This is a genomic window from Streptococcus sanguinis, assembly GCF_008329445.1.
GTDB lineage: Bacteria > Bacillota > Bacilli > Lactobacillales > Streptococcaceae > Streptococcus > Streptococcus sanguinis_O.
Genome location: NZ_VIBR01000002.1, coordinates 378,270 through 399,279, shown reverse-complemented (window position 1 = coordinate 399,279; position 21,010 = coordinate 378,270). Strand labels below are relative to the sequence as shown.

The following is a 21,010-nucleotide window of genomic DNA, read 5'->3' as shown; positions in this document are numbered from 1 at the left end:
AGGGCTTTGTCTTTCGCGACAACTATATTAGTATATCACCTATACCTACTACCTGTCAATACCTTTTTTGAAAAAAATTAAAAAAATATTATTTTTAAATTGGTGGATTGTTTTGCATACCTTCGAGGCTGGTAATTGACCTACATTCTTTCTTTTTAAAGGTGCAAAAAATGCCCTTTCGGACATTTTTTCTATTCTTGTTCTTGTTTATACTTTTCGAGTTCAGCTTTATTAGCCCAGACATAGTGTCCCGGACGAATCTCTGCCATTTCTGGTTTATCAACTGAATAATCGTGCTGTTCAGGATCATAGACCTTCAACACTTTTTTACGCTCCAAGATTGGGTCTGGAATTGGAACAGCTGAGAGCAGGGATTGTGTATAAGGGTGGACAGGATGGTTGAACAATTCCTCTGTCTCTGCCACCTCTACAATGACACCTTTGTAAATCACGGCGATACGATCAGAAATAAAACGAACTACCGAAAGGTCATGGGCAATAAACAGATATGTCAAGCCCAACTCTTTTTGGAATTTTTTCAAAAGATTCAGAACCTGAGCCCGAACAGATACGTCCAAGGCAGAAATCGGCTCATCTGCAATTACGAAGTCTGGTTGCATGACCAGAGCACGAGCAATCCCAATCCGCTGACGCTGTCCACCAGAGAATTCGTGAGGATAGCGAGTTAAATGCTCAGCCAACAAACCAACTTCATTGATGATATTTTTGACTTTTCTTTGGCGGTCTTCTTCACTATCAAACAAATGGTAATTATAGAGCCCCTCAGATATGATATAGTCAACCGTTGCACGTTCATTCAGACTGGCAGCCGGATCTTGGAAAATCATCTGAATCTTGCGAATCAAGTCTGCTTCTTCTGCTTTTGACTTTTTACCATTAATCTTTTTGCCTTCGTAGAAGATATCACCTGCACTGGTATCATTAAGGCCGATAATAGCTCGACCAATAGTAGTCTTACCAGAGCCTGATTCTCCTACAAGAGAGAAAGTTTCCCCCTTGTTGATGAAGAAATTTGCGTTTTTTACTGCTACAAATTTCTTACTTCCTTCGCCGAAGGAAATTTCTAAATCTTTAATTTCAACTAATTTTTCAGTCATTTCCTTCCTCCTAAGCTTCTAATTGATTGAAGCCCATTTTCGAACGAATTTTTTCATGTAGGTTTTCGATAATCTCTGGTTTATCAACTTTAGGCGCATCTTCGTGCAGCAACCAAGTCTTAGCCCAATGAGTATCTGAGACCTTGAAAGCCGGTGCTTCTTCTTCAAAGTCAATTGACATGGCATAGTCAGAACGCAAAGCAAAGGCATCTCCTTTGATCGGTGAATAGAGCGACGGCGGAGTACCAGGAATCGAGTAGAGGGCCCCATTCGCATCTGCCAACTGAGGCAAGCTGGATAGCAAACTCCATGTATAAGGATGTTTTGGCTCGTAGAAGATTTCTTCAACTGTACCGTATTCTACAATTTCACCGGCATACATGACCGCAACCTTATCTGCAATACTAGCCACAACACCAAGGTCGTGCGTAATAAAGATAGTTGTGAAATGATATTCTTGCTGCAATGATTTGAGCAAGTCAATAATCTGCGCTTGAATCGTTACATCGAGGGCTGTTGTCGGCTCATCACAGATAAGAATATCAGGACGGCAAGCCAAGGCAATAGCAATAACAATCCGCTGACGCATACCACCTGAGTATTGGAAAGGATATTCTTCGAAACGTTTTTCCGCATCTGGAATCCCGACCTTACTCATATAGTCAATGGCCATTTTTTTAGCTTCTTTAGCTGATTTCCCTTGGTGCTTGATTATGACTTCTGTAATCTGGCTTCCAATAGTATTAATGGGATCCAAGCTCGTCATCGGATCTTGGAAGATAGTCGCAATTTTTGCACCGCGAATCGGCTCCCAATCCTTATTACTACGAAGAGTTGTCAAATCTTTGCCGCGGTAGTCAATAGTTCCTTGGGCTACACGGCCATTTTCTTCTAACATACCAGTAAAGGTCTTGGTCAAGACAGACTTTCCTGAGCCTGATTCACCAACAATAGCCAGTACTTCACCTTCAATCAAGTCCAGAGAGACTCCGCGAATGGCTGTTAAAACTCGGTCGCGAACATCAAATTCCACGACAATATCGCGAGCAGTCAATATTACATTTTCATTCTTTGTCATATTTACTCCTATCTATGTGTACGTGGATCGCTAGCGTCGGCTAAGTTTTGACCAACTACGAAGAAAGTAAGGGATACCAAAATCAGAGTTGTGAGTGGAATCCAAAAGAGGTAGGCATTCGTCGTCACATTTTGAGAATAATCTGAAATCAAGCGTCCCAAACTTGGCACTGTTACAGGAAGCCCTAAGCCAAAGAAGGACAGAAAGGCTTCGTAAGAGATAAAGCTTGGCAACATCTGTGAAGTGGTAGTCACGATAACAGATACCAACTGCGGCATAATGTTCTTCGTAACAATCTTGAGAGTCGGTGTACCAAGAGTACGAGAGGCAAGGTTGTATTCCAAATCCCGATAGCGCATAATCTGCACACGGATAGTGTAGGCAATACCAACCCAGCCAGTAATCGTCATGGCAAAAATAAGATTCCAGAAACCAGCACCAATAGAGTAAGTCAAGACAATGACAATCAAGAGGGCAGGGATATTTGAAATAATATTGTAGACTTCCATCATGACACGGTCAACTGTTTTGGAAATTCCCCAGATACCGCCGATGATAACACCGATAGCCAGATTAATAACCGTCGCAATAATCGAAATAAGAATAGAGTTACGGGCACCAAACCAAACACCATCAAAGAGAGACTTACCATTACTATCTGTTCCAAACCAGTACTGGGCACTTGGCTTGATATAACGCATGCTAAAATCATTTACCTTGCTCACGTCATTAAAGTCGAAGTTTGAAAACATAGGATAAATGAAGCTCATGAGAATAATGGCAATCAGAATCCCCAGCATGGTAATGGTTGATTTCTTTTTCAGAAATTGACGCATGACTGATTTCCAGTAAGAATAGGCTGGAGCATCAATCGTTTCAGAGGCAAAATCGTCACGTTTGACAAATTGGAATTTGCTTTTATCAATTGTAGCCATTATTTACCTCCTTTTGATGTTAACTTAATACGTGGGTCCAGTACTGTCATCAGAATATCACCTAGCAAGAGTGCAAAGATAGACAGACATGTGAAGATGAATACAAGACCAACAACCATAGAGTTATTGGATGCCTTAACAGAATCAATCAGCATCTTACCCATACCAGGGAAAGCAAAGACAGTTTCTGTCAGAGTCGCACCTGCAATAACACCAACGATAGAAGCTGGGATACTAGATACCAGCGGCACCATAGCGTTTTTAAAGATGTGCTTGTTAGAAATTTCTTTTTCTGAGAGCCCCTTCGCACGGGCAAAGCGGACAAAGTCCTGAGACTGAAGGTCGATCATATAACGACGAATCCAAACAGCTGTCCAAGGAGCACTCAAAAGGCCTAGAATAACAGCCGGAAGGACATAAGAACGCCAATCTCCCGCTCCCAAGATTGGGAAGGAATCCGGAAGACCAACAGCAGAGCCAGCCAAACGGACAATGTAGACCAAGGCGATGGTTGGCAGTGACATCATAAAGGTCAAGCCCGCTGTAGAAATGCTATCAAACCATGTATTCTTGAGTCGAGCCATGTAGGATCCGAGCGGAATAGCAATCAGATAAGACAGAGCCACACCAATCAAACCGATAATGGCTGAGCTGGTAATCATGGATGGATTTTGATAGTTGCTTTGAGTCGCCGTATAAGCATCTCCCTTACCAAACTTAGCAACGTCCTGTGAATCAGCTTTGCTTGGCGTCTTGTAAGTACGAGAATAAATATTAACAGACGATGTCTTTTTACCTGTTGGGAATTGAACTTCAGAAGACTTAGTTTGTCCTTGTCCCTGTGTAATAACCTGCAGAACAGGGATATTAGCATAGGTTGGATAAGAATTACCTAAATTAAAGGTGATAAAGTTCTGGTGGACAAATGGGAACTGACCATTAAAATAAAGCAGATACTTATGCTTGGTACCTGAACCCACAAGAGACCAGCCAACAGAAGGATCATTTTCAAACCGGATATAACGCTCTAGGTTTGGATTTTCCTCATCTTGGATAACATTTGGATGGTCAATTTGAATCAAATTAGCATAGAACTCAAAGACACGTTCATACACAGGTACTTCGCGTACAGCGTAAAATTCTCCGCTCAGTGGGAATTTCTGCAATTTCCAGCCATTACCAAGTTTATCAACATACTTCTGATAAATCTTTTCGTTTGCTTCAGTAGCTTCTGTGGTAACAGAAGAATCTTCCTTGCTGGCTTTCTCCTGCAGTTCCTTGGTATCATAATAGTCAATGTAGCCCATCCGCTCAAAGATAGTGTTTTCATAGTTAGTCTTTTTATCTTTATTGGTCGCTATCTTATTATAGTTAGGATCCTGCTTGAAAATCAACCTTCTTGGCACCATAGTATAGATAATGGCATAAGTCAGGGTCGTCACCAAGAAAATCGACACAATTGAGCGTAAGATACGCATAAAAATATATTTTTTCATTTATCGTTTCCTTTAAATTCCAAAAGAACTTTCTCCTCTATTAGAGAAAGTTCTCTTAGCAAGCTTATTTCACGTGGTCTGCTAATTCTTCTTGAGCTTTTTTATTAGATTCCGCACGTTCTTTATTCCATTTTTCCTGAGCGCTATTATAATCTTTTGTCGTTACAGGCTCATCCTGCAATTTCATGTATTTATAACTTGCTGCTTCACGCGCCTTAGCACCAGACCAAGCAAACGGTGCTGAGAAAGGCACTACCTTAGTCAAGGTTGGACGACCTGTTCTAGAAGTTACCGGAATCAACAAAGCACTATCAGTCAGCCAAGCCTGAGCAGCCGCATATTTTTCATAACGCTTGTTCAAATCTTGCTTTTCTGCACCAGCTTCGTCAACCAGCTTGGTATATTCATCCAAACCAACTTGTTTCGCTGCGGCATTATCTGTGCCATCAAATCCTAAGAAGGTCTTGGTGTTTTCACCACCAGGTTTGATAACATCTAGATAAGTGGATGGATCTTGATAGTCCGGAGACCAGCCGACATTATCTGAAATATCCCAGTCCTCTTCAGCAGCAGAAGGAGCAAACAAGGTAATGTTAGTCACTTCATCCTTAGACAATTGGTGAACATCAATCACAACATTATCTGTTCCCAAAGTCTTCTCAATGGATTGCTTGAGGGATTGAACGCGCTGTACTTTAGAAGTAGCTGTTTGATCAACCGGAATGTCCAGATGAATTGGGAATTCCACTCCATCAGCTTTCAAAGCTTCTTTTGCTTTAGCGAATTCAGCCTTTGCTTTGTTCTCGTTATAGAGACCATCTTGACCATCTGAGAAGTCAACGTCTTTCCATTCGTCGCCATAAGTTACTACTTTTTCCTTAACTAAGTCACCGAAGGACTTGTCACCAGCCTGCACAAATGTAGGTGGGATGTAAAGGTTACGAAGAAGTTTGTCTGCTCCGTCCTTACCATTAATCTGAGATGCATAGGACTCACGATTGAAGGCAAAGGTCAAAGCCTGACGGAAGTCCTTGTTAAGCAAGGCTTTCTTAGTTGAAGTCTTTTGAGCTTCTGATGTCTTAGCCGTATGATTATAAGACTGGCGATCAATGTTAGTACCTACTAAGAAAGTTGAGGCATCTTGAGGTGTATAGACGATATTATCTTTAAAGTCTTTTTCAACCTTTTCATAAGTCGCACTAGTTGGGAAAAGTCTGGCTGTTGTCAATGCGCCTTGGCTGAACTGCTCAGCAGGTTTTCCTTGATCTTGTCCATCATAGAAAGAGAGTTTAACTGCATCTACGTGAACATTTTCTTTGTCCCAATAATTAGGATTCTTCTCAAATTGGATTTCAGATTTTGAAGTCAATGATTTGAGCAAGAAAGGTCCGTTGTAAAGCAAGCTTGTTGGATCAGTTGCTTGAGCGAACTTATCACCTTGGTTTTCCAAAAAGTCTTTGTTTACTGGGTAGAGAATTCCCATTGTAGTCTTAGAGTTCCAGAAACTTTCTGGCTCATTAAGAGTATACTCAACGGTATGATCATCAACTGCTTTGATTCCTACTTCTGAGAAATCAATCTTCCCAGAAATATAGTCCTTAAGCCCTTTTACAGAATCCTGAACCAAGTAGATTGTTTCAGATTTATTGTCTGCCGCATACTTAAGACCTGTGACAAAGTCTTCTGCTGTCACATCTGCGTACTCTTCACCTTCAGAAGTATACCACTTAGCATCTTTGCGAAGCTTGTATGTATAGGTCTTCCCATCTGGTGATACAGTCCATTCCTCTGCCATTGAAGGAACTAAGTTTCCATATTGGTCGTTTTCTAAGAGACCGTCAATGACATTTGCTGTCAAGTCTGTTGTAGCAGCTTTACTTGAAGTGAGATAGTTCAAGTTTTCAGGATCTGTCTCGTAAATATAATTAAAGGTGTTAGAACTGCCTGATTTTGTGTTTGGCTTAGAGCCTGAGCAAGCTGCAAGAAAGCCAGCCGCAAGAAGAGTAACTCCTGCTAACGCAAGGACTTTGCTTTGTTTCATATGGGTTTCTCCATCTTTTAGATTTTTAGATTTAATTAAGATTATAGCATAGATAGTACTAAAAGTAAAATAAATTTTCAGAATATTAAGTTAGCTCACTGGCACCCTCATATGTTTATGTAATCAGGTTTCCCGCATGTCTGTCATCTAGGATTAGACAACCTTAGTCTCGCCCATTCCGCCTCTAAAATCATCAAAAATCCCATTGTAGCTACAATGGGATTTTCTTGCTTTATTTGATATGTTCTGCGAGTTCTTCTTGAGCCTTTTTATTGGATTCTTCCTTTTCTTTTGCCCATTTTTCACGCGCTTTTTCATAATCTTTAGTCGTTATTGGTTTATCTTGGATTTCAACATATTTAAAACTGTATTCGCCCTTGTTTCCAGTCCAAGCAAATGGTCCTGAGAATGGAACAACCTTACGGACACTTGGTGTTGCACCAGATGACCAAGCTGGCATCAACAGAGCACTGTCTGTCAGCCAAGCCTGAGCTGCAGCATATTTTTCGTAACGTTTGTTAATATCCTCGTTTTCCGCAGCTGCGTCTTCCAAGAGCTTGTCATACTCTTCAAAGCCGGCCTCTTTAGCTGCTGCATTATCTGTTCCAGGGTCAAAACCAAAGTAGCTGTCAACATTCTCACCAGTCTTAGAGCCAGTGATTTCCAGATAAGAAGATGGATCGTTATAATCTGGACTCCAGCCAAGATTATTATTCAAATCCCAGTCTTCTTGAGATGCCGAGGTCGCAAAGTAGGTGATGTTATTCAACTCATCATCTGTCATCTGCTGAATATCAATCACCACATTGTCAGAGCCAAGATTAGCTTCGATAGACTGCTTCAGTGACTGAACACTCTTAACGCCATTGGTATCTGCTGAGCTGACCGGAATATCCAGATGAATAGGGAATTCCACTCCTTCTGCCTGCAGCGCTTCTTTAGCTTTGGCAAATTCTGCCTTGGCTTTTTCTGGATTATAAAGGCCATCCTGAGCGTCGTCTAATTTGACTCCCTTCCACTCATCACCGTAGCTAGCCAGATTTTCTTCTACAATGCTGCCGAACTCTTTACCATTAGCTTGAACAAAGGTTGGCGGAACAAAGGTATTACGAAGTTGCTTGTCTGCTGCCTCTTCGCCATTGGTTTGTGCAGAATAGGCAGTACGGTCAAAGGCAAAAAGCAGAGCCTGACGGAAATCTTTATTGAGCAGTGCTTTCTTAGTGGAAGATTTCTGTGCATCCGTTGTCTTAGAAGTATGCTCGTAAGACTGACGATCGATATTAGTTGTGACAACGAAGGTTCCTGAACCTTGAGGAGTGTAGACGATATTATCGCCATACTGTTTCTTCACACTGGCAAAGTTGGAGCTATTTGGGAAAAGACGAGCAATGGTGTAGTTACCGTCAGAGAAGCCACGCACCAGAGATTCTGTATCTTGACCATCATAGTAAGAGAATTTGACAGTGTCAATTTTTACCTTTTCCTTATCCCAATAGTTTGGATTCTTCTCTAAGCTAATTTGAGATTTCGAAGTGATAGATTTCAAGATAAACGGACCGTTATAGAGGACACTGGTCGGATCTGTCCCCTGAGCAAACTTGTCACCTTTTGATTTCAGAAATTCTTCATTTATCGGGAAAAGAATCCCCATGGTTGTCTTAGAATTCCAGAAACTTTCTGGCTGATTCAAAGTATACTGAACAGTAGAATCATCCACCGCCTTAACACCAACTTGGGAGAAGTCAGTTATTTTACCATTGACATAGTCGTCCAAGCCTTTAATGGATTTTTGAACGATATAGAGACCATCAGATTTGCTGTCTGCAGCATGCTTCAGACTGGTCACAAAGTCCTTAGCAGTCACATCTGCATACTCTTCACCATCAGAAGTATACCATTTCACTCCCTCACGAAGCTTATAAGTATAGGTCAGACCATCTTTTGAAGCGGTCCAATCTTCCGCTAGAGAAGGCACTAAGTTACCATACTTATCACTTTCCAGCAAACCATCTACTACATTAGCCATAATCTCATTGGTTGCCCGCTTATTGGACACAGTGTAATCCAGCGTATCTGGATCTGCCGTATAAACATAGCTATAGTTTTTCCCAGATGAATTGGAGCCGCCAAACGAACAGGCAGCCAAAATTCCTGCAGAGAGAATGACAAGCCCAGCAGCTGCAGCTAACTTAGATGTTTTCATAAACTTCCTCCAGTTTTCATTAAGATTACTTTCATTATAGCACTTCTGCGACAGGATGTAAACGCTTCAATGTAATGGAGGCCGATATAAAAAAGAGAGAACAAAAATGTTCTCTCAACTAAATAACTTAATTCAGGACAGCCACAATGAGACAAACTTTTGCTGTTCAAAACCTTATTTGATATGTTTTTCTAGCCCTTCTTGGGCTTTTTTATTGGATGCTTCCTTTTCTTTTTCCCATTTCTTAAGAGCTGCTTCATAATCTTTGGCTGTCACAATATCATTTTGGAGTTCCATGTTCTTAAAGACATAGACATCTCCTTTGATTCCGACATAAGAATAAGACTTGGTAAATGGCACGACCTTCTGAACGACTGGTGAACCACCCGCAGAAACACTAGGAATAACAATGGAGCTATCTGTCAGCCAAGCTTGAGCTGCTGCGTATTTGGTATAACGAGCATCAGTATCTTGTTTTTCCTTATCCGCCTCATCCAATAACTCTTTGTATTCGTTCAAGCCGACTTTATTGACGATATCTTGATTTTTCCCTTTTTCTAAGCCTATATTATCCAGAATATCACCAGTTTCTGGGTTGAAAATATTTAGATAAGTAGATGGATCTTGATAATCTGCTGACCAGCCAGATATGTTGAGGTCGTAGTCTTTCTGAGCTGCTGTTTCTGCAAAGTAGGCTGAATTATCGTAGTCATCTGTGGACATTTGCTGAACATCAATAACGACATTTTCTTGACCAAGCGCTGCTTCAACAGACTGTTTGAAAGAGTTGGTCCGCTGTACCAAGACTTTGTCAGTCTGATCCACAGGAACATCGATATGGATAGGGAATTCAACGCCTTCTGCTTGTAAGGTTTCTTTAGCCTTAGCAAACTCTGCCTTGGCCTTGTCAGCATTGTAGATGGTATCTTGGGCATCTGTCAGCTTGACACCGTTCCACTCATCGCCATAAGTAGGAAGTTTGCTCTCTACAACATCTGAAAAGTCTTTGCCATCAACCTGCACGAAGCTAGGAGGAACAAGCAAGCTACGGATGAGTTTAGTCGCCCCATCTTTACCATTCATCTGAGCTCCAAAAGATGTCCGGTCAAAGGCAAAGTTAATCGCCTGACGGAAGTCTTTATTTTGAATAGCCGCTGTAGTCGATGTCTTCTGAGCATCTGTGGTCTTAGACGAATGGTTATAAGCCTTACGATTCAGATTGAAGCTAAAGAAATAGCTGGTTGAGTTCTGCGGTGTGTAGATAATATTATCTTTGTACTGCTTTTCAACAGAAGCATAGTTAGAACTTGTTGGGTAAAGCCGTGCTTGAGAATAGGCTCCGTCTGAGAAGTTGCGGATCAAGGATTCCTGATCTGAACCATCAAAGTAAGTCAGCTTTATATTTTCAACCTTGACATTGTCCTTATCCCAGTAGTTCTGGTTTTTAGCGTATTCAATGACAGACTTAGAAGTGAAAGCCTTCAGAATATAAGGTCCATTATAAAGAATGGAAGAAGGTTTTACAGTACCAAAGTCTTTTCCTTTTGATTCCAAGAATTCTTTGTTAATCGGAAAGAGAATCCCCATAGTCGTCTTAGAATTCCAATAACTTTCTGGCTGGTTAAGAGTGTACTCGACCGTATAGTCATCGACAGCCTTGACGCCAACCGTTGAAAAGTCATTTGACTCACCCTTGACATAGGCATCCAAGCCTTTGATAGAGCTTTGAACAATTGGAAGAGCTTCTGATTTTTCATCTGCTGCGTGCTTCAAACCAGTGACAAAGTCCTGGGCTTTGACACTTTCATATTCCTCTCCATCTGAAGTGTACCATTTAGCATCTTTACGAAGCTTATAGGTATAGGTCAGACCATCCTTTGAAACAGTCCAGTCTTCCGCAATAGATGGAACCAGATTACCATACTTGTCATTTTCCAAAAGACCATCAACCAGATTTGAAGCCACATCAGAAGTCGTTCCCCGATTGGAGTTTACATAGTCCAAGGTATCAGGATCAGCAATATAAACATAAGAGTATGTATTGCTGGCACTGGAGCTTCCACAAGCAGCTAAAATCAGTGTTGACACGACTGTCAGTCCAGTAATGGCCAACCATTTAGATTTTTTCATGAGCATTCTCCTTCTCAATTTATATTGTATTATTATACAATATTTTTTTATAAAAACAAATGCTTTATGTAGAAAAATAATAATTTTCTATTTTTCAGTCCGTTTAACTGTGTTTTTTCAAATATTTTTCTATTTTGTGAGATTTTGTGAAAGATGCTTTTATCAAAAATCTTTTAAAAGAGATTGCTCTACTTTTTTTTACATTTATTTTGTAATCTTTTATTATCCTTGATTTATAAAAGAAAAGAGAATTTTATGATACAATGGTTATATCTTGTTTTAGGGGAAAGAAATGAAACGATTATTCCTATGTTTACTAGTTTTGGTCGGAATGACCGCCAGCAAGGTTGCAGCAGATGATTACAACATTGCCGCTAAGAGTGCAATGGCTGTGGACGCTACTTCTGGAAAGATTCTCTACGAAAAAGATGCTAATACTCCAATTGAAGTTGGCTCCATCACTAATCTTTTGACCGTCTATCTGGTCTATGAAGCCATTGACAGAGGAGACCTGACTGCCGATACCTATGTTGATATTTCAGACTATGCTTACAATCTGACATCTAATCCAAATATCAGCAATGTCCCTTTGGAAGCCAAACGTTACAAAGTCAAGGACTTGATTGCCGCGTCCTTGATGTCCAGCTCCAACACTGCCACGATTGCTTTGGCTGAGAAGGTTGGAGGCAGCGAAGAAAATTTCGTCCAAATGATGAAGGCCAAGCTCAAAGAATGGGGTATCAAAGATGCTACTATTGTGAACTCCACAGGGCTGAATACTCTTCTTCTGGAATACGCAACTGAAGAAACAGAGTATGGCACCTCAGCTAGCACAGCTAAAAAAAGCAAGGACGCTGAAAACAAATTCAGTGCCTACGACTTGGCTGTTATCAGCCGGCATCTGATTATGGACTTCCCTCAAGTGACAGACATCACTTCCAAGTCCACAGCTAAAATTGCAGGGACGAGTCTGGAAAATTATAACTTCATGTTGGAAAACCAGTCCAACTTCCGCTCAGGTGTAGACGGACTTAAAGCCGGCAGTTCGGATAAGGGAGGATCTTCCTTTGTTGCGACGACTACTGAAAATGGCATCCGCATGATTACTGTTGTGCTGGACGTTGAGCAAACTGACGGCGACCCCTACGCACGCTTTGTAGCCACAGCGTCTTTAATGAACTATGTTTCACAAAACTTCACCCAGACGACTATTGTGGCTGAGGGGGAAGCCTACAATAAAAGCAAGTCAACCGTTATTGATGGCAAGCAAAAGACCGTTCCAGCCGTTGCCAGCAAGGATTTCACCATCATTGAGCGCATCGCCAATCAGGCTGAGCACAAGGTAGAATTTTCAACCAACGAAAAAGGCTTCCAAGCTCCGCTGAAAAAAAATACTGAACTTGGTACCCTGACCTATACCGACCCTGAGCCAATCGGCCAAGGTTATCTGGAAAATAAAGCACCTTCTGTCACGATGGTGGCAGGCCATGAGGTAGAAAAAAGTATCTTCTTCAAGGTCTGGTGGAATGACTTTGTCCGCTATGTCAACGAGAAATTATAAAAAAAGCCGCGAATCAAATGATTCGCGGTTGTTTTGTATACTTTGTAAATGTTGGACTAGAACTAAAAAACATCTTTGAATATTAACTCGCAATGCGGTTCTTCAAGCAGTGATTTAAAGTTTCGCTTAGACCAAGCCTTACCCAACTGATCCTTCCATTTCATAGCTGATCAAACGGTTAAGCTCAACAGCATACTCCATAGGCAGTTCTTTGGTGAATGGCTCGACAAAGCCCATGACAATCATTTCGGTAGCTTCAGATTCGGACAAGCCACGGCTCATGAGATAGTAGAGCTGCTCTTCGGAAATCTTAGAAACTTTGGCCTCATGCTCCAGAGCTACCTGGGAGTTATGAATTTCATTAAAGGGAATGGTGTCTGACGCTGAAATATCGTCCATGATAATCGTATCACACTCAATATGGCTGACGGATTTCTGTGAATTCTTTCCAAAGGTCACTTGACCTCGGTAATCCACTTTACCTCCGCCCTTAGCAATGGACTTAGACACGATAGAAGAGCTGGTATGCGGAGCATTGTGAATCATCTTAGCCCCTGTATCTTGGTGCTGATTGGTATTAGCAAAGGCAATAGAAAGCATGGTTCCACGCGCTCCAGGCCCGTCCAGATAGACAGACGGATACTTCATAGTTGTTTTTGCACCAAGGTTCCCGTCAATCCACTCAACCGTCGCATCTTTCATAGCCCTCGCCCGCTTGGTCACGAGGTTGTAGACATTGTCGGACCAGTTTTGAATAGTGGTGTAGCGCATATAGGCACCATCGAGGGCAAAAATTTCAACAATCGCGGCATGCAAGCTATTGCTAGAATAAGTCGGAGCAGTACATCCCTCAACATAATGGACACTAGCGCCCTCATCAACGATAATCAAAGTCCGCTCAAACTGACCCGAATTTTCATTGTTAATCCGGAAATAAGTCTGCAAGGGAACATCTACCTTGACACCTTTTGGAACATAGATAAAGGTACCACCAGACCAGACGGCGGAGTTGAGAGCTGCTAGCTTGTTATCTGTTGGAGGGACCAGCTTAGCAAAATACTGCTTGAAAAGCTCTGGGTATTCTTTGAGAGCTGAGTCGGTATCCGTAAAGACGATTCCTAGCTTTTGGAACTCTTCTTTCATATTGTGATAAACCACTTCAGACTCATACTGGGCTGCCGCACCAGCAAGGTAGGCTCTCTCCGCTTCTGGGATCCCAATCTTCTCAAAGGTTTCCTTGATCTTCTCAGGCACTTCATCCCAGCTTCTAGCAGGCTTATCAGAGGCCTTTTGGTAATAAATCAAGTCATCAAAATTAATTTCTGACAAATCCGGCCCCCAAGTCTGCATAGGCATCTTCTTGAAAGCCTCGTAGGATTTGAGGCGGAAATCCAGCATCCACTCTGGTTCATCCTTGGCTGCAGAAAGCTCACGAATAACCGCTTCATTCAGCCCTTTTCCTGTCGAGATAACAGGCTCAACATCGTCATGGAAACCAAACTTGTACTCACCGAGATCAATCGGTTTTGGTTCTACTCTTTCTTCTGACATAATTTCCTTTCACATTATTACTTTTTATCTTCTTCAATTGCTCGCTTGAGGGCATTCCAACCCAAGGTCGCACACTTAATCCGTTGCGGGAATTTGGCAACACCAGCTAAAAAAGCGGCATCTCCCAATTCTTTCTGGCGGCTATCTTCTTGGCCCTGAACCATCTGTGAGAAGACTTCTGCTAATTCCAGCGCCTGCTCTTTTGTCTTGCCCAGAACCGCATCCGTCATCATGCTGGCCGAAGCCGTTGAGATGGTACAGCCGGAATTCACAAAGGCAATATCTTCAATCTGATTTTCAGCATTAAACTTCACAGACAGGCTGATGACATCACCACAGGTTGGGTTATTAAGGACTACCTGCTCCACATCTTCCAGCTTGCCATGATGATGGGGGTGAGCCGAGTGATCCGTCACAACCGCCTTGTAAAGACTGTCTAACTTAGAAAGTGCCATTGAAAAACTCCTTTGTCTTTTCTAAAGCATCTACCAGCTTGTCGCAATCCGCATAGGTATTGTAGATATAAAAGCTAGCCCGCACAGTCGCTGGCACCTGCAGATAGGTGAGCAAAGGCTGGGCACAATGGTGCCCCGCCCGAACAGCCACTCCTTCGTAGTCCAGAGCCGTTGCGACATCATGCGGATGGAGACCGCCCAGGTTAAAGGCAATCACACCTGATCGCTGGGCCAAATCCTGAGAGCCATAAATGGTCAAACCTTCCACTGCCTGCAGCTTAGGAAATACGTAGGCAATCAGGTCCTGCTCATGCTGGGCAATGGCATCCATACCCAAGTCTTCCAAATAATCAATAGCCGCCGCAAGACCGATTGCTCCTGCCATATTTGGAGTGCCGGCCTCAAACTTCCAAGGAAGCTCCTTCCATGTTGCTTCTTGCTCATAGACGAAATCAATCATTTCGCCGCCGAACTCAACTGGCGACATCTGCTCTAGCAGCTCTTCCTTGCCATAGAGAACCCCGATACCAGTCGGCCCAGCCATCTTATGTCCCGAAAAGGCGAAGAAATCCACATCCAAATCCTGCACATCAATCTTCATGTGTGGAATGGATTGAGCCCCATCCACCACCAAAAGCGCTCCTTGCTGATGAACCAGCTGGGCAATCTCCTTGATGGGATTGATGACACCGAGGACATTAGAAGCATGAGCCAGGGAGACCAACTTGGTCCGCTCATTGAGCTTGGCACGGAAATCCTCCATATCCAGAGCACCGTCTTTGAGATAAACATAAACCAACTTGGCTCCAGTCTTCCTACAAGCTTCCTGCCAAGGAATGACATTGGAATGGTGCTCCATAATCGAAATCAGCACTTCATCACCAGGCTGCAGCCTTTCAGCCGCAAACTGAGCCACCCAATTGAGACTCGTCGTGGTTCCTCGTGTAAAGAGGACTTCTCTGCTTGAAGCTGCATTGATAAAAGAACGAACTCTTTCTCGGGCTGCTTCATAGGCTGCCGTCGCCCGCTCGGCCAGCGTATGCACACCCCGGTGGACGTTGGCATTGTCTCTAAGATAGTAGTTTTCAATAGCTTCCAGCACCTGCTTAGGTTTCTGGGTCGTCGCCGCATTGTCCAAATAAACCAAAGGCTCATCATTGACAATTTGGTCCAAAATGGGAAAATCTTGCTTGATTGCTTCTGCGTTAAATCCAGACATGAAGACTCCTATCTACTTTTACGGGACAAGGCCCAGCTTTTTATCTTTTTGCGAGAATAATATCGATATTTTCAATCATTTCATCACGGACTTCTTTAACAGGGATTTCTACAATCACTGAGCCTAAGAAGCCACGAACGACCAAGCGCTCTGCTGTCGCCTTATCAAGACCCCGACTCATGAGGTAATACATATCCTCTGGATCCACCTGGCCGATAGAAGCCGCGTGACCAGCTGTCACATCGTTTTCATCAATCAAGAGGATGGGGTTAGCATCTGAGCGCGCTTGGTCAGATAGCATGAGAACACGGCTTTCCTGCTGGGCGTCTGCTCCCTTAGCCCCTTTGATAATATGACCGATACCATTGAAGGTCAAGGTTCCTTTTTCCAGGATAACGCCGTGCTGCAGGATATTTCCGATAGAGTTGCAGCCATAGTTAGTTACGCGGGTGTCAATCCCTTGAACCTGCTTACCGCTGGAGAGAGCTACCACCTTCATATCCGCATGGCTCCCCTTGCCATAGAGGTCGCTGTCGAAGTCAGCCACGACATTGCCTTCGTTCATAACACCGATAGCCCAGTCAATCATAGCATCGTTGTCTAGCTTACCGCGGCGGCTGATATAAGCCGTTACATTTTCGCCCAAGCGGTCAATAGCGGAAAACTTAATCTGAGCTCCAGCCTGAGCAATAACTTCGACAGTGATATTGGCTGTTACTGGAACAGAGCCCTCGCCGTAACTTTCCAAGCGTTCCAAGTAGTTAACCTTGGAATGCTTACCTGCGATAATCAAAATATGCTTGTTAAAAGGAACATCGTTTTCGCTGTCCTGATAAAAAATTCCTTCAATCGGCTGGTCAATCTCAACATTGTCCGGCACATAAAGAAGCGCACCACTGTTGAAATAAGCCGTATGGTAAGCCGCTAATTTATCCTCGTCGTACTTGACCGCAGACATAAAATGCTTCTCTACCAGCTCTGGAATCTCTTCTAAGGCAGTGTGGAAATCAGTGAAAACCACACCTTGCGCTGCCAAGTCAGCCGGCAATTGCTCCAGAACAGTCTGAGTTCCCAACTGAACAAGCTTGAGATTATCATCTAAAACTGTAAAGTCTGGAACACTTGTCAGCGGCTCACTCTCTGAAATACGGCCGTCTCCCAGATTCCAGCGGTGGAACTTAACCCGCTCAATACGCGGCAATTCTAACTGGTCAATTTTATCAAAGGCCTGCTGGCGCAGTTGAAAGAGCCAGTCTGGCTCTGCATGTAGCTGTGAAAATTCTTGAATCAATTCTTTAGTCATGTCATTCTCCTATCTTTTATCAAAGTCAAAAGAATGTTTGACTAGGCTTCTTCGGTATAGGTGAAGCCCAACTCTTCAGCCAATTTAGCATAGCCTTCTTTCTCCAAGCGAACTGCCAATTCTGGACCGCCAGAAAGAACGACTTTACCATCCATCATGACATGAACCACATCTGGAGTGATATAGTTGAGCAGGCGTTGGTAGTGGGTGATAATCATAGCACCAAAGCCTTCACCGCGCATAGCATTAACCCCTTTGGACACAACCTTAAGAGCATCGATATCAAGACCTGAGTCAATCTCATCCAAGAGTGCAAAAGTCGGCTCAAGCATGAGCAACTGCAGGATTTCATTGCGCTTCTTTTCACCACCGGAGAAACCTTCATTAAGGTAGCGCTCAGCCATTTCTTCTTTCATGTTGAGCAGTTCCATCTTTTCATCCAGCTTCATGATAAAGTCGCGGACAGAGATTTTTTCCTCGTCTTCCTTGCCAGCATTCATAGCAGCACGGAGAAACTCTGCGTTAGTAATACCAGGAATTTCACTAGGGTACTGCATAGCCAGGAAGAGTCCCATGCGAGCACGCTCGTCTACTTCCAGCTCCAAGATATTGACTCCATCAAAAAGCACCTCTCCTTGAGTCACTTCGTAGTTAGGATTACCCATGATAGCTGCAGACAAGGTAGACTTCCCTGTTCCATTTGGGCCCATAATAGCTGCAACCTCTCCCGTTTTCAGAGTGAGATTCACCCCTTTGAGAATTTTTTTCCCTTCGATTTCAACATGAAGATCTTTGATTTCTAAGACAGACATTTCTTTTTCCTTTCTTTGCTTAGCTGATTTACATACTTTAGTATACCAAAAAAAAGCCCAAAAGGCTTTTATTTTGTTTAGAGCTATTCTTATTTATTCCGCTTTTGACGCCATTTCCGCCGAACTTCCTCACGGTAGGAGGAGTTCCCAATAAAGCGGAGAATATTGAGCAAAGGAGTACGATTAGGCCCCAAAACTCCGACCAGCTCAGCAAAGAGCTCAACACCCAGAAGTAAGCCTATCATCAAGAGCACGCCACCAATTCGACTGGAAACATTCAACAAGAGAGAAATCATGGCAAAGACCAGTGAAATCCCATAGATAACCAACACTGTTCCTCGATGAGTCAATCCCAAGGATAAGAGTCTGTGATGAAGATGATGCTTGTCAGGCGTGTAGAATTTCTGACCAGATAGAGTACGGCGGATAATCGCCAGAAAAGTATCCGTAATCGGCACTCCTAAGATAATCATAGGCGTCACCACCGCAACAGCCGTCGCATTTTTCAATCCTTGCAAGGACAGAACAGCAATCATAAAGCCGATGAAGAGAGCCCCCGTATCACCAAGATAGATGATAGCTGGGTGGTAATTGTAAGGGAAAAAACCCGCAATTGACAAGACCAAGACGAAAATAGTTAAGGTCAGAAAGAGATTGTGCTGGGGCAAAAAGAAGTAAGAAACAATCCCCATTGTCACCAAGGAGATGATGGACACCCCACTCACCAGACCATCCAAACCATCAATCAAATTAACCGCATTGGTGATAGAAATAATCCACACCACTGTCAAAATATAGGACAGCCAAGGCTCAAAATGCAGGAAAGGTCCGCCAAAAGGAAGCTTAAAATCATCCAATCGGAAATCAGTCAGCCACCAGATTAGGCTGGCTGCTAGAACAATTCCACCCATTTTCAACATAGGCGACAGTTCTTTGATATCATCAACCAGCCCTGTAAAGGCAATAATCAAACCACCTAGAACGACCGGCCAAACATAATCAAAATAGGTCTGTCCAAAAAAATCTACAGCAACAATCTGCGGCATCAAGAGCAGAGTAGAGATAGAAAAGGCCGCTACAATCGCCAGCCCGCCACTGCTAGGCATGGGCTTTTTATTGATGCGGCGGGCATTGGGATAATCTACCGCACCAATCTTAAAGGCTAAGATCCGAACCAAGGGCGTCAGAATCACCCCGATAAAAAAAGTTCCCAGCAATACCAAGATAAACTTTAACGGAAAAGTAATCATAGGCATTCAACCTTCTGCAGGCCGGAGACGGCATCTGTCACCAAAAGCAGATGACCGTGTTCCTGCAGCACTGCCCGAGTGATATCTGAATCATCTGCGAATTCACGCATCTTGGCCAAGAGCCAAGCTGGATAGCGCTCTGGAAAGCCCTCAACATCTACTAAAATCGTCAAATAATAAGCTGAATCATACTTATAAAGCTCTGATAAGTCAATCTTATAGTCCACCGTCTGGGCAAAAGCCGCAGCAGCCTTAATATCTTCAAAACGCAGGATATAGTAAATGTAACGCTCTGCATTTTCCGCCGACTGCTCATCAGCCGCCTCCTGAGAAAGCTGCTCCCTTTCCTCTGCTTCGGCTGTTTCCAAAGATTGGACCGCTTCTATGTCTTCCTTACTCTTTTCAAAAATGCTCTTTTCCAATGTCTTGAGGAATTCATCTGGAGACATATGAGACAGCTCGTCCATGTCTGGCAGATCTGCCAAATCCTCAAAACTCAGATTCTTATCCAACTTAGATTTGGTAACAAAAACATCTACCTTATCTGGTTTAGGCGTCACTCGAAAACTCAGCATACCGCTGTCCAAAAAATTATCCGGCATCTCCAACTCATCTAAGATGGTATAGAAAAACTCTTCCGTCTTTTCTTGGGGAACCAAGAAATCAGCCATTTCCATGCCGCGCTCTTCCAAATCTTCCAGCTGAATCGTGATTTTTATGGTTGAATCACTAATCTGTTTCATTTCCATATCTCTACCTCATACACTTCTAGTCCTACTATTATACTAAAAAATCCCCCGTATTTCAAAAAATAGCTAGTATTGCTCTGAAAATGGAGGTTGCAAGAAAAAACTCTCAGAAAATTCCGAGAGCTTCTTATTTCACTACATGAGAGAGTCAGGGGAACATTAAAATTACCTTTTTAACCCATCAAGGCTTTGATTGCTGCATAAACCAGAAGCACACCACCTAGGCCAATCCGATATTTCCCAAAAATTGTAAAGTCATGCTTTTTGACGTAGTCTGTCAGAAAACGAATCACGACTAGACTGACACCGAAGGCCACCCCCATGGCAACTAAGAGCAAAAAGATTTGCCCAAATCCCAGACCATTCCCATTCTTGATGAACTTGAGAATTTTCCAGCCGCTAGCGCCAAACATAATGGGAATCCCTAGATAGAAAGTGAACTCTGTCACGACAGAACGACTGACACCATTTAGGAGACCGCCGACAATGGTGGCACCAGAACGGCTAGTCCCAGGAAAGAGAGCTAGAACCTGAAAGAGACCAATTTGCAAGGCAGTCTTGTAAGGAAGAGAAGCTAAATCTGTCACAGCAGGCTCCTCATGCTCACGCCTTTCCAGATAGATAAAAGCCGCCCCATAGACAATCAGCATCACTGACACAGAGACCAGATTATAAAAATGCGCTTCAAACCAATCATCCAAGAATAAGCCGATAACAGCAGCCGGCAAGGCTGCCACGACGACCTTGGCCCAAAGCTGCCAGGTCTTTTGAACCTGACGTGCTGACTTGCCTGATTTAAAAGGGTTGAGCTTGTCAAAATAGATAACGACAACCGCCAAAATAGCTCCCAGCTGGATAACGACATTAAACATTTCCATAAAGGCTGGACTTTGATTCTTAAACTGGATAAAGTCTTGAATCAAAATCAGGTGGCCTGTACTAGAAATCGGCAGCCATTCTGTGATTCCTTCGATGATACCGAAAATAATAGAGATAAAAATTTCAATGATAAACATAGAATACTCCTGAAACAAGGGTCTACTCAAGGAAAGTCGCAATTAAATTCCCAAAGAGTATTAGGTCTTATTATATCACAATTTAAAGGCTAG

16 protein-coding genes are annotated in these 21,010 nt (G+C 42.9%); 1 reads left to right on the top strand and 15 read right to left on the bottom strand.

The window, feature by feature from the left end; translation table 11 throughout:
- Positions 1-191: 191 nt before the first annotated feature.
- The 7 genes from FKX92_RS06960 to FKX92_RS06925 all read right to left on the bottom strand — a co-directional run bounded on the left by FKX92_RS06960 (position 192) and on the right by FKX92_RS06925 (position 11,001).
- A complete protein-coding gene (locus FKX92_RS06960; protein ID WP_002916385.1) occupies positions 192-1,118 on the bottom strand; it encodes an ATP-binding cassette domain-containing protein in 927 nt (308 codons plus the stop codon).
- A gap of 10 nt (positions 1,119-1,128) precedes the next feature.
- Positions 1,129-2,196, bottom strand: coding sequence for an ABC transporter ATP-binding protein (locus FKX92_RS06955; RefSeq protein ID WP_002902455.1), 1,068 nt, complete (start codon positions 2,194-2,196; stop codon positions 1,129-1,131).
- 8 nt (positions 2,197-2,204) lie between these two features.
- Entirely contained in the window at positions 2,205-3,131 is a 927-nt protein-coding gene (oppC, locus tag FKX92_RS06950; protein ID WP_002920135.1) for an oligopeptide ABC transporter permease OppC, read from the bottom strand.
- The gene (locus FKX92_RS06945; RefSeq protein ID WP_004185477.1) at positions 3,131-4,627 is read right to left on the bottom strand and encodes an ABC transporter permease; all 1,497 of its coding nucleotides are present in this window, start codon (positions 4,625-4,627) and stop codon (positions 3,131-3,133) included. The genes oppC and FKX92_RS06945 overlap by 1 nt, the downstream gene beginning before the upstream one ends.
- A gap of 64 nt (positions 4,628-4,691) precedes the next feature.
- On the bottom strand, positions 4,692-6,668 hold the full coding sequence (locus FKX92_RS06940; RefSeq protein ID WP_149565898.1) for a peptide ABC transporter substrate-binding protein: 1,977 nt from the start codon (positions 6,666-6,668) through the stop codon (positions 4,692-4,694).
- 232 nt (positions 6,669-6,900) lie between these two features.
- Complete coding sequence (locus FKX92_RS06930; RefSeq protein WP_149565897.1) at positions 6,901-8,871, bottom strand: peptide ABC transporter substrate-binding protein; 1,971 nt, start codon at positions 8,869-8,871, stop codon at positions 6,901-6,903.
- 174 nt (positions 8,872-9,045) lie between these two features.
- Positions 9,046-11,001: a peptide ABC transporter substrate-binding protein gene (locus tag FKX92_RS06925; RefSeq protein WP_187759402.1), complete on the bottom strand. Its 1,956-nt coding sequence runs from the start codon at positions 10,999-11,001 to the stop codon at positions 9,046-9,048.
- Positions 11,002-11,293: 292 nt separating this feature from the next.
- Between FKX92_RS06925 and pbp3 the strand changes: the two genes are divergently transcribed.
- A complete protein-coding gene (gene pbp3 / locus FKX92_RS06920) occupies positions 11,294-12,562 on the top strand; it encodes a D-alanyl-D-alanine carboxypeptidase PBP3 (RefSeq protein WP_149565895.1) in 1,269 nt (422 codons plus the stop codon).
- Positions 12,563-12,700: 138 nt separating this feature from the next.
- Here pbp3 and sufB read toward each other — a convergent pair whose 3' ends face one another.
- From sufB to FKX92_RS06880, 8 genes are all read right to left on the bottom strand, one after another.
- On the bottom strand, positions 12,701-14,113 hold the full coding sequence (gene sufB / locus FKX92_RS06915; protein ID WP_002920147.1) for a Fe-S cluster assembly protein SufB: 1,413 nt from the start codon (positions 14,111-14,113) through the stop codon (positions 12,701-12,703).
- Positions 14,114-14,130: 17 nt separating this feature from the next.
- Positions 14,131-14,568, bottom strand: a complete 438-nt coding sequence (gene sufU, locus FKX92_RS06910) for a Fe-S cluster assembly sulfur transfer protein SufU (RefSeq protein ID WP_149565894.1) — start codon at positions 14,566-14,568, stop codon at positions 14,131-14,133.
- Positions 14,555-15,787, bottom strand: coding sequence for a cysteine desulfurase (locus FKX92_RS06905; RefSeq protein WP_149565893.1), 1,233 nt, complete (start codon positions 15,785-15,787; stop codon positions 14,555-14,557). Before FKX92_RS06905 ends, sufU begins: the two co-directional genes overlap by 14 nt.
- Before the next feature lie 40 nt (positions 15,788-15,827).
- Positions 15,828-17,090 carry a Fe-S cluster assembly protein SufD gene (sufD, locus tag FKX92_RS06900; protein ID WP_149565892.1) on the bottom strand — a complete coding sequence of 421 codons (1,263 nt, stop codon included), beginning with the start codon at positions 17,088-17,090 and terminating at the stop codon, positions 15,828-15,830.
- Between the two features lie 41 nt (positions 17,091-17,131).
- Positions 17,132-17,902: a Fe-S cluster assembly ATPase SufC gene (sufC, locus tag FKX92_RS06895; RefSeq protein ID WP_002893635.1), complete on the bottom strand. Its 771-nt coding sequence runs from the start codon at positions 17,900-17,902 to the stop codon at positions 17,132-17,134.
- A gap of 89 nt (positions 17,903-17,991) precedes the next feature.
- Positions 17,992-19,158 (bottom strand): glycosyltransferase family 4 protein, encoded by a 1,167-nt coding sequence (locus FKX92_RS06890; protein ID WP_149565891.1) that lies wholly within the window; start codon positions 19,156-19,158, stop codon positions 17,992-17,994.
- Complete coding sequence (mecA, locus tag FKX92_RS06885) at positions 19,149-19,901, bottom strand: adaptor protein MecA (protein ID WP_002911767.1); 753 nt, start codon at positions 19,899-19,901, stop codon at positions 19,149-19,151. The genes FKX92_RS06890 and mecA overlap by 10 nt, the downstream gene beginning before the upstream one ends.
- Before the next feature lie 173 nt (positions 19,902-20,074).
- Complete coding sequence (locus FKX92_RS06880; protein WP_149565890.1) at positions 20,075-20,917, bottom strand: undecaprenyl-diphosphate phosphatase; 843 nt, start codon at positions 20,915-20,917, stop codon at positions 20,075-20,077.
- Positions 20,918-21,010: the final 93 nt, after the last annotated feature.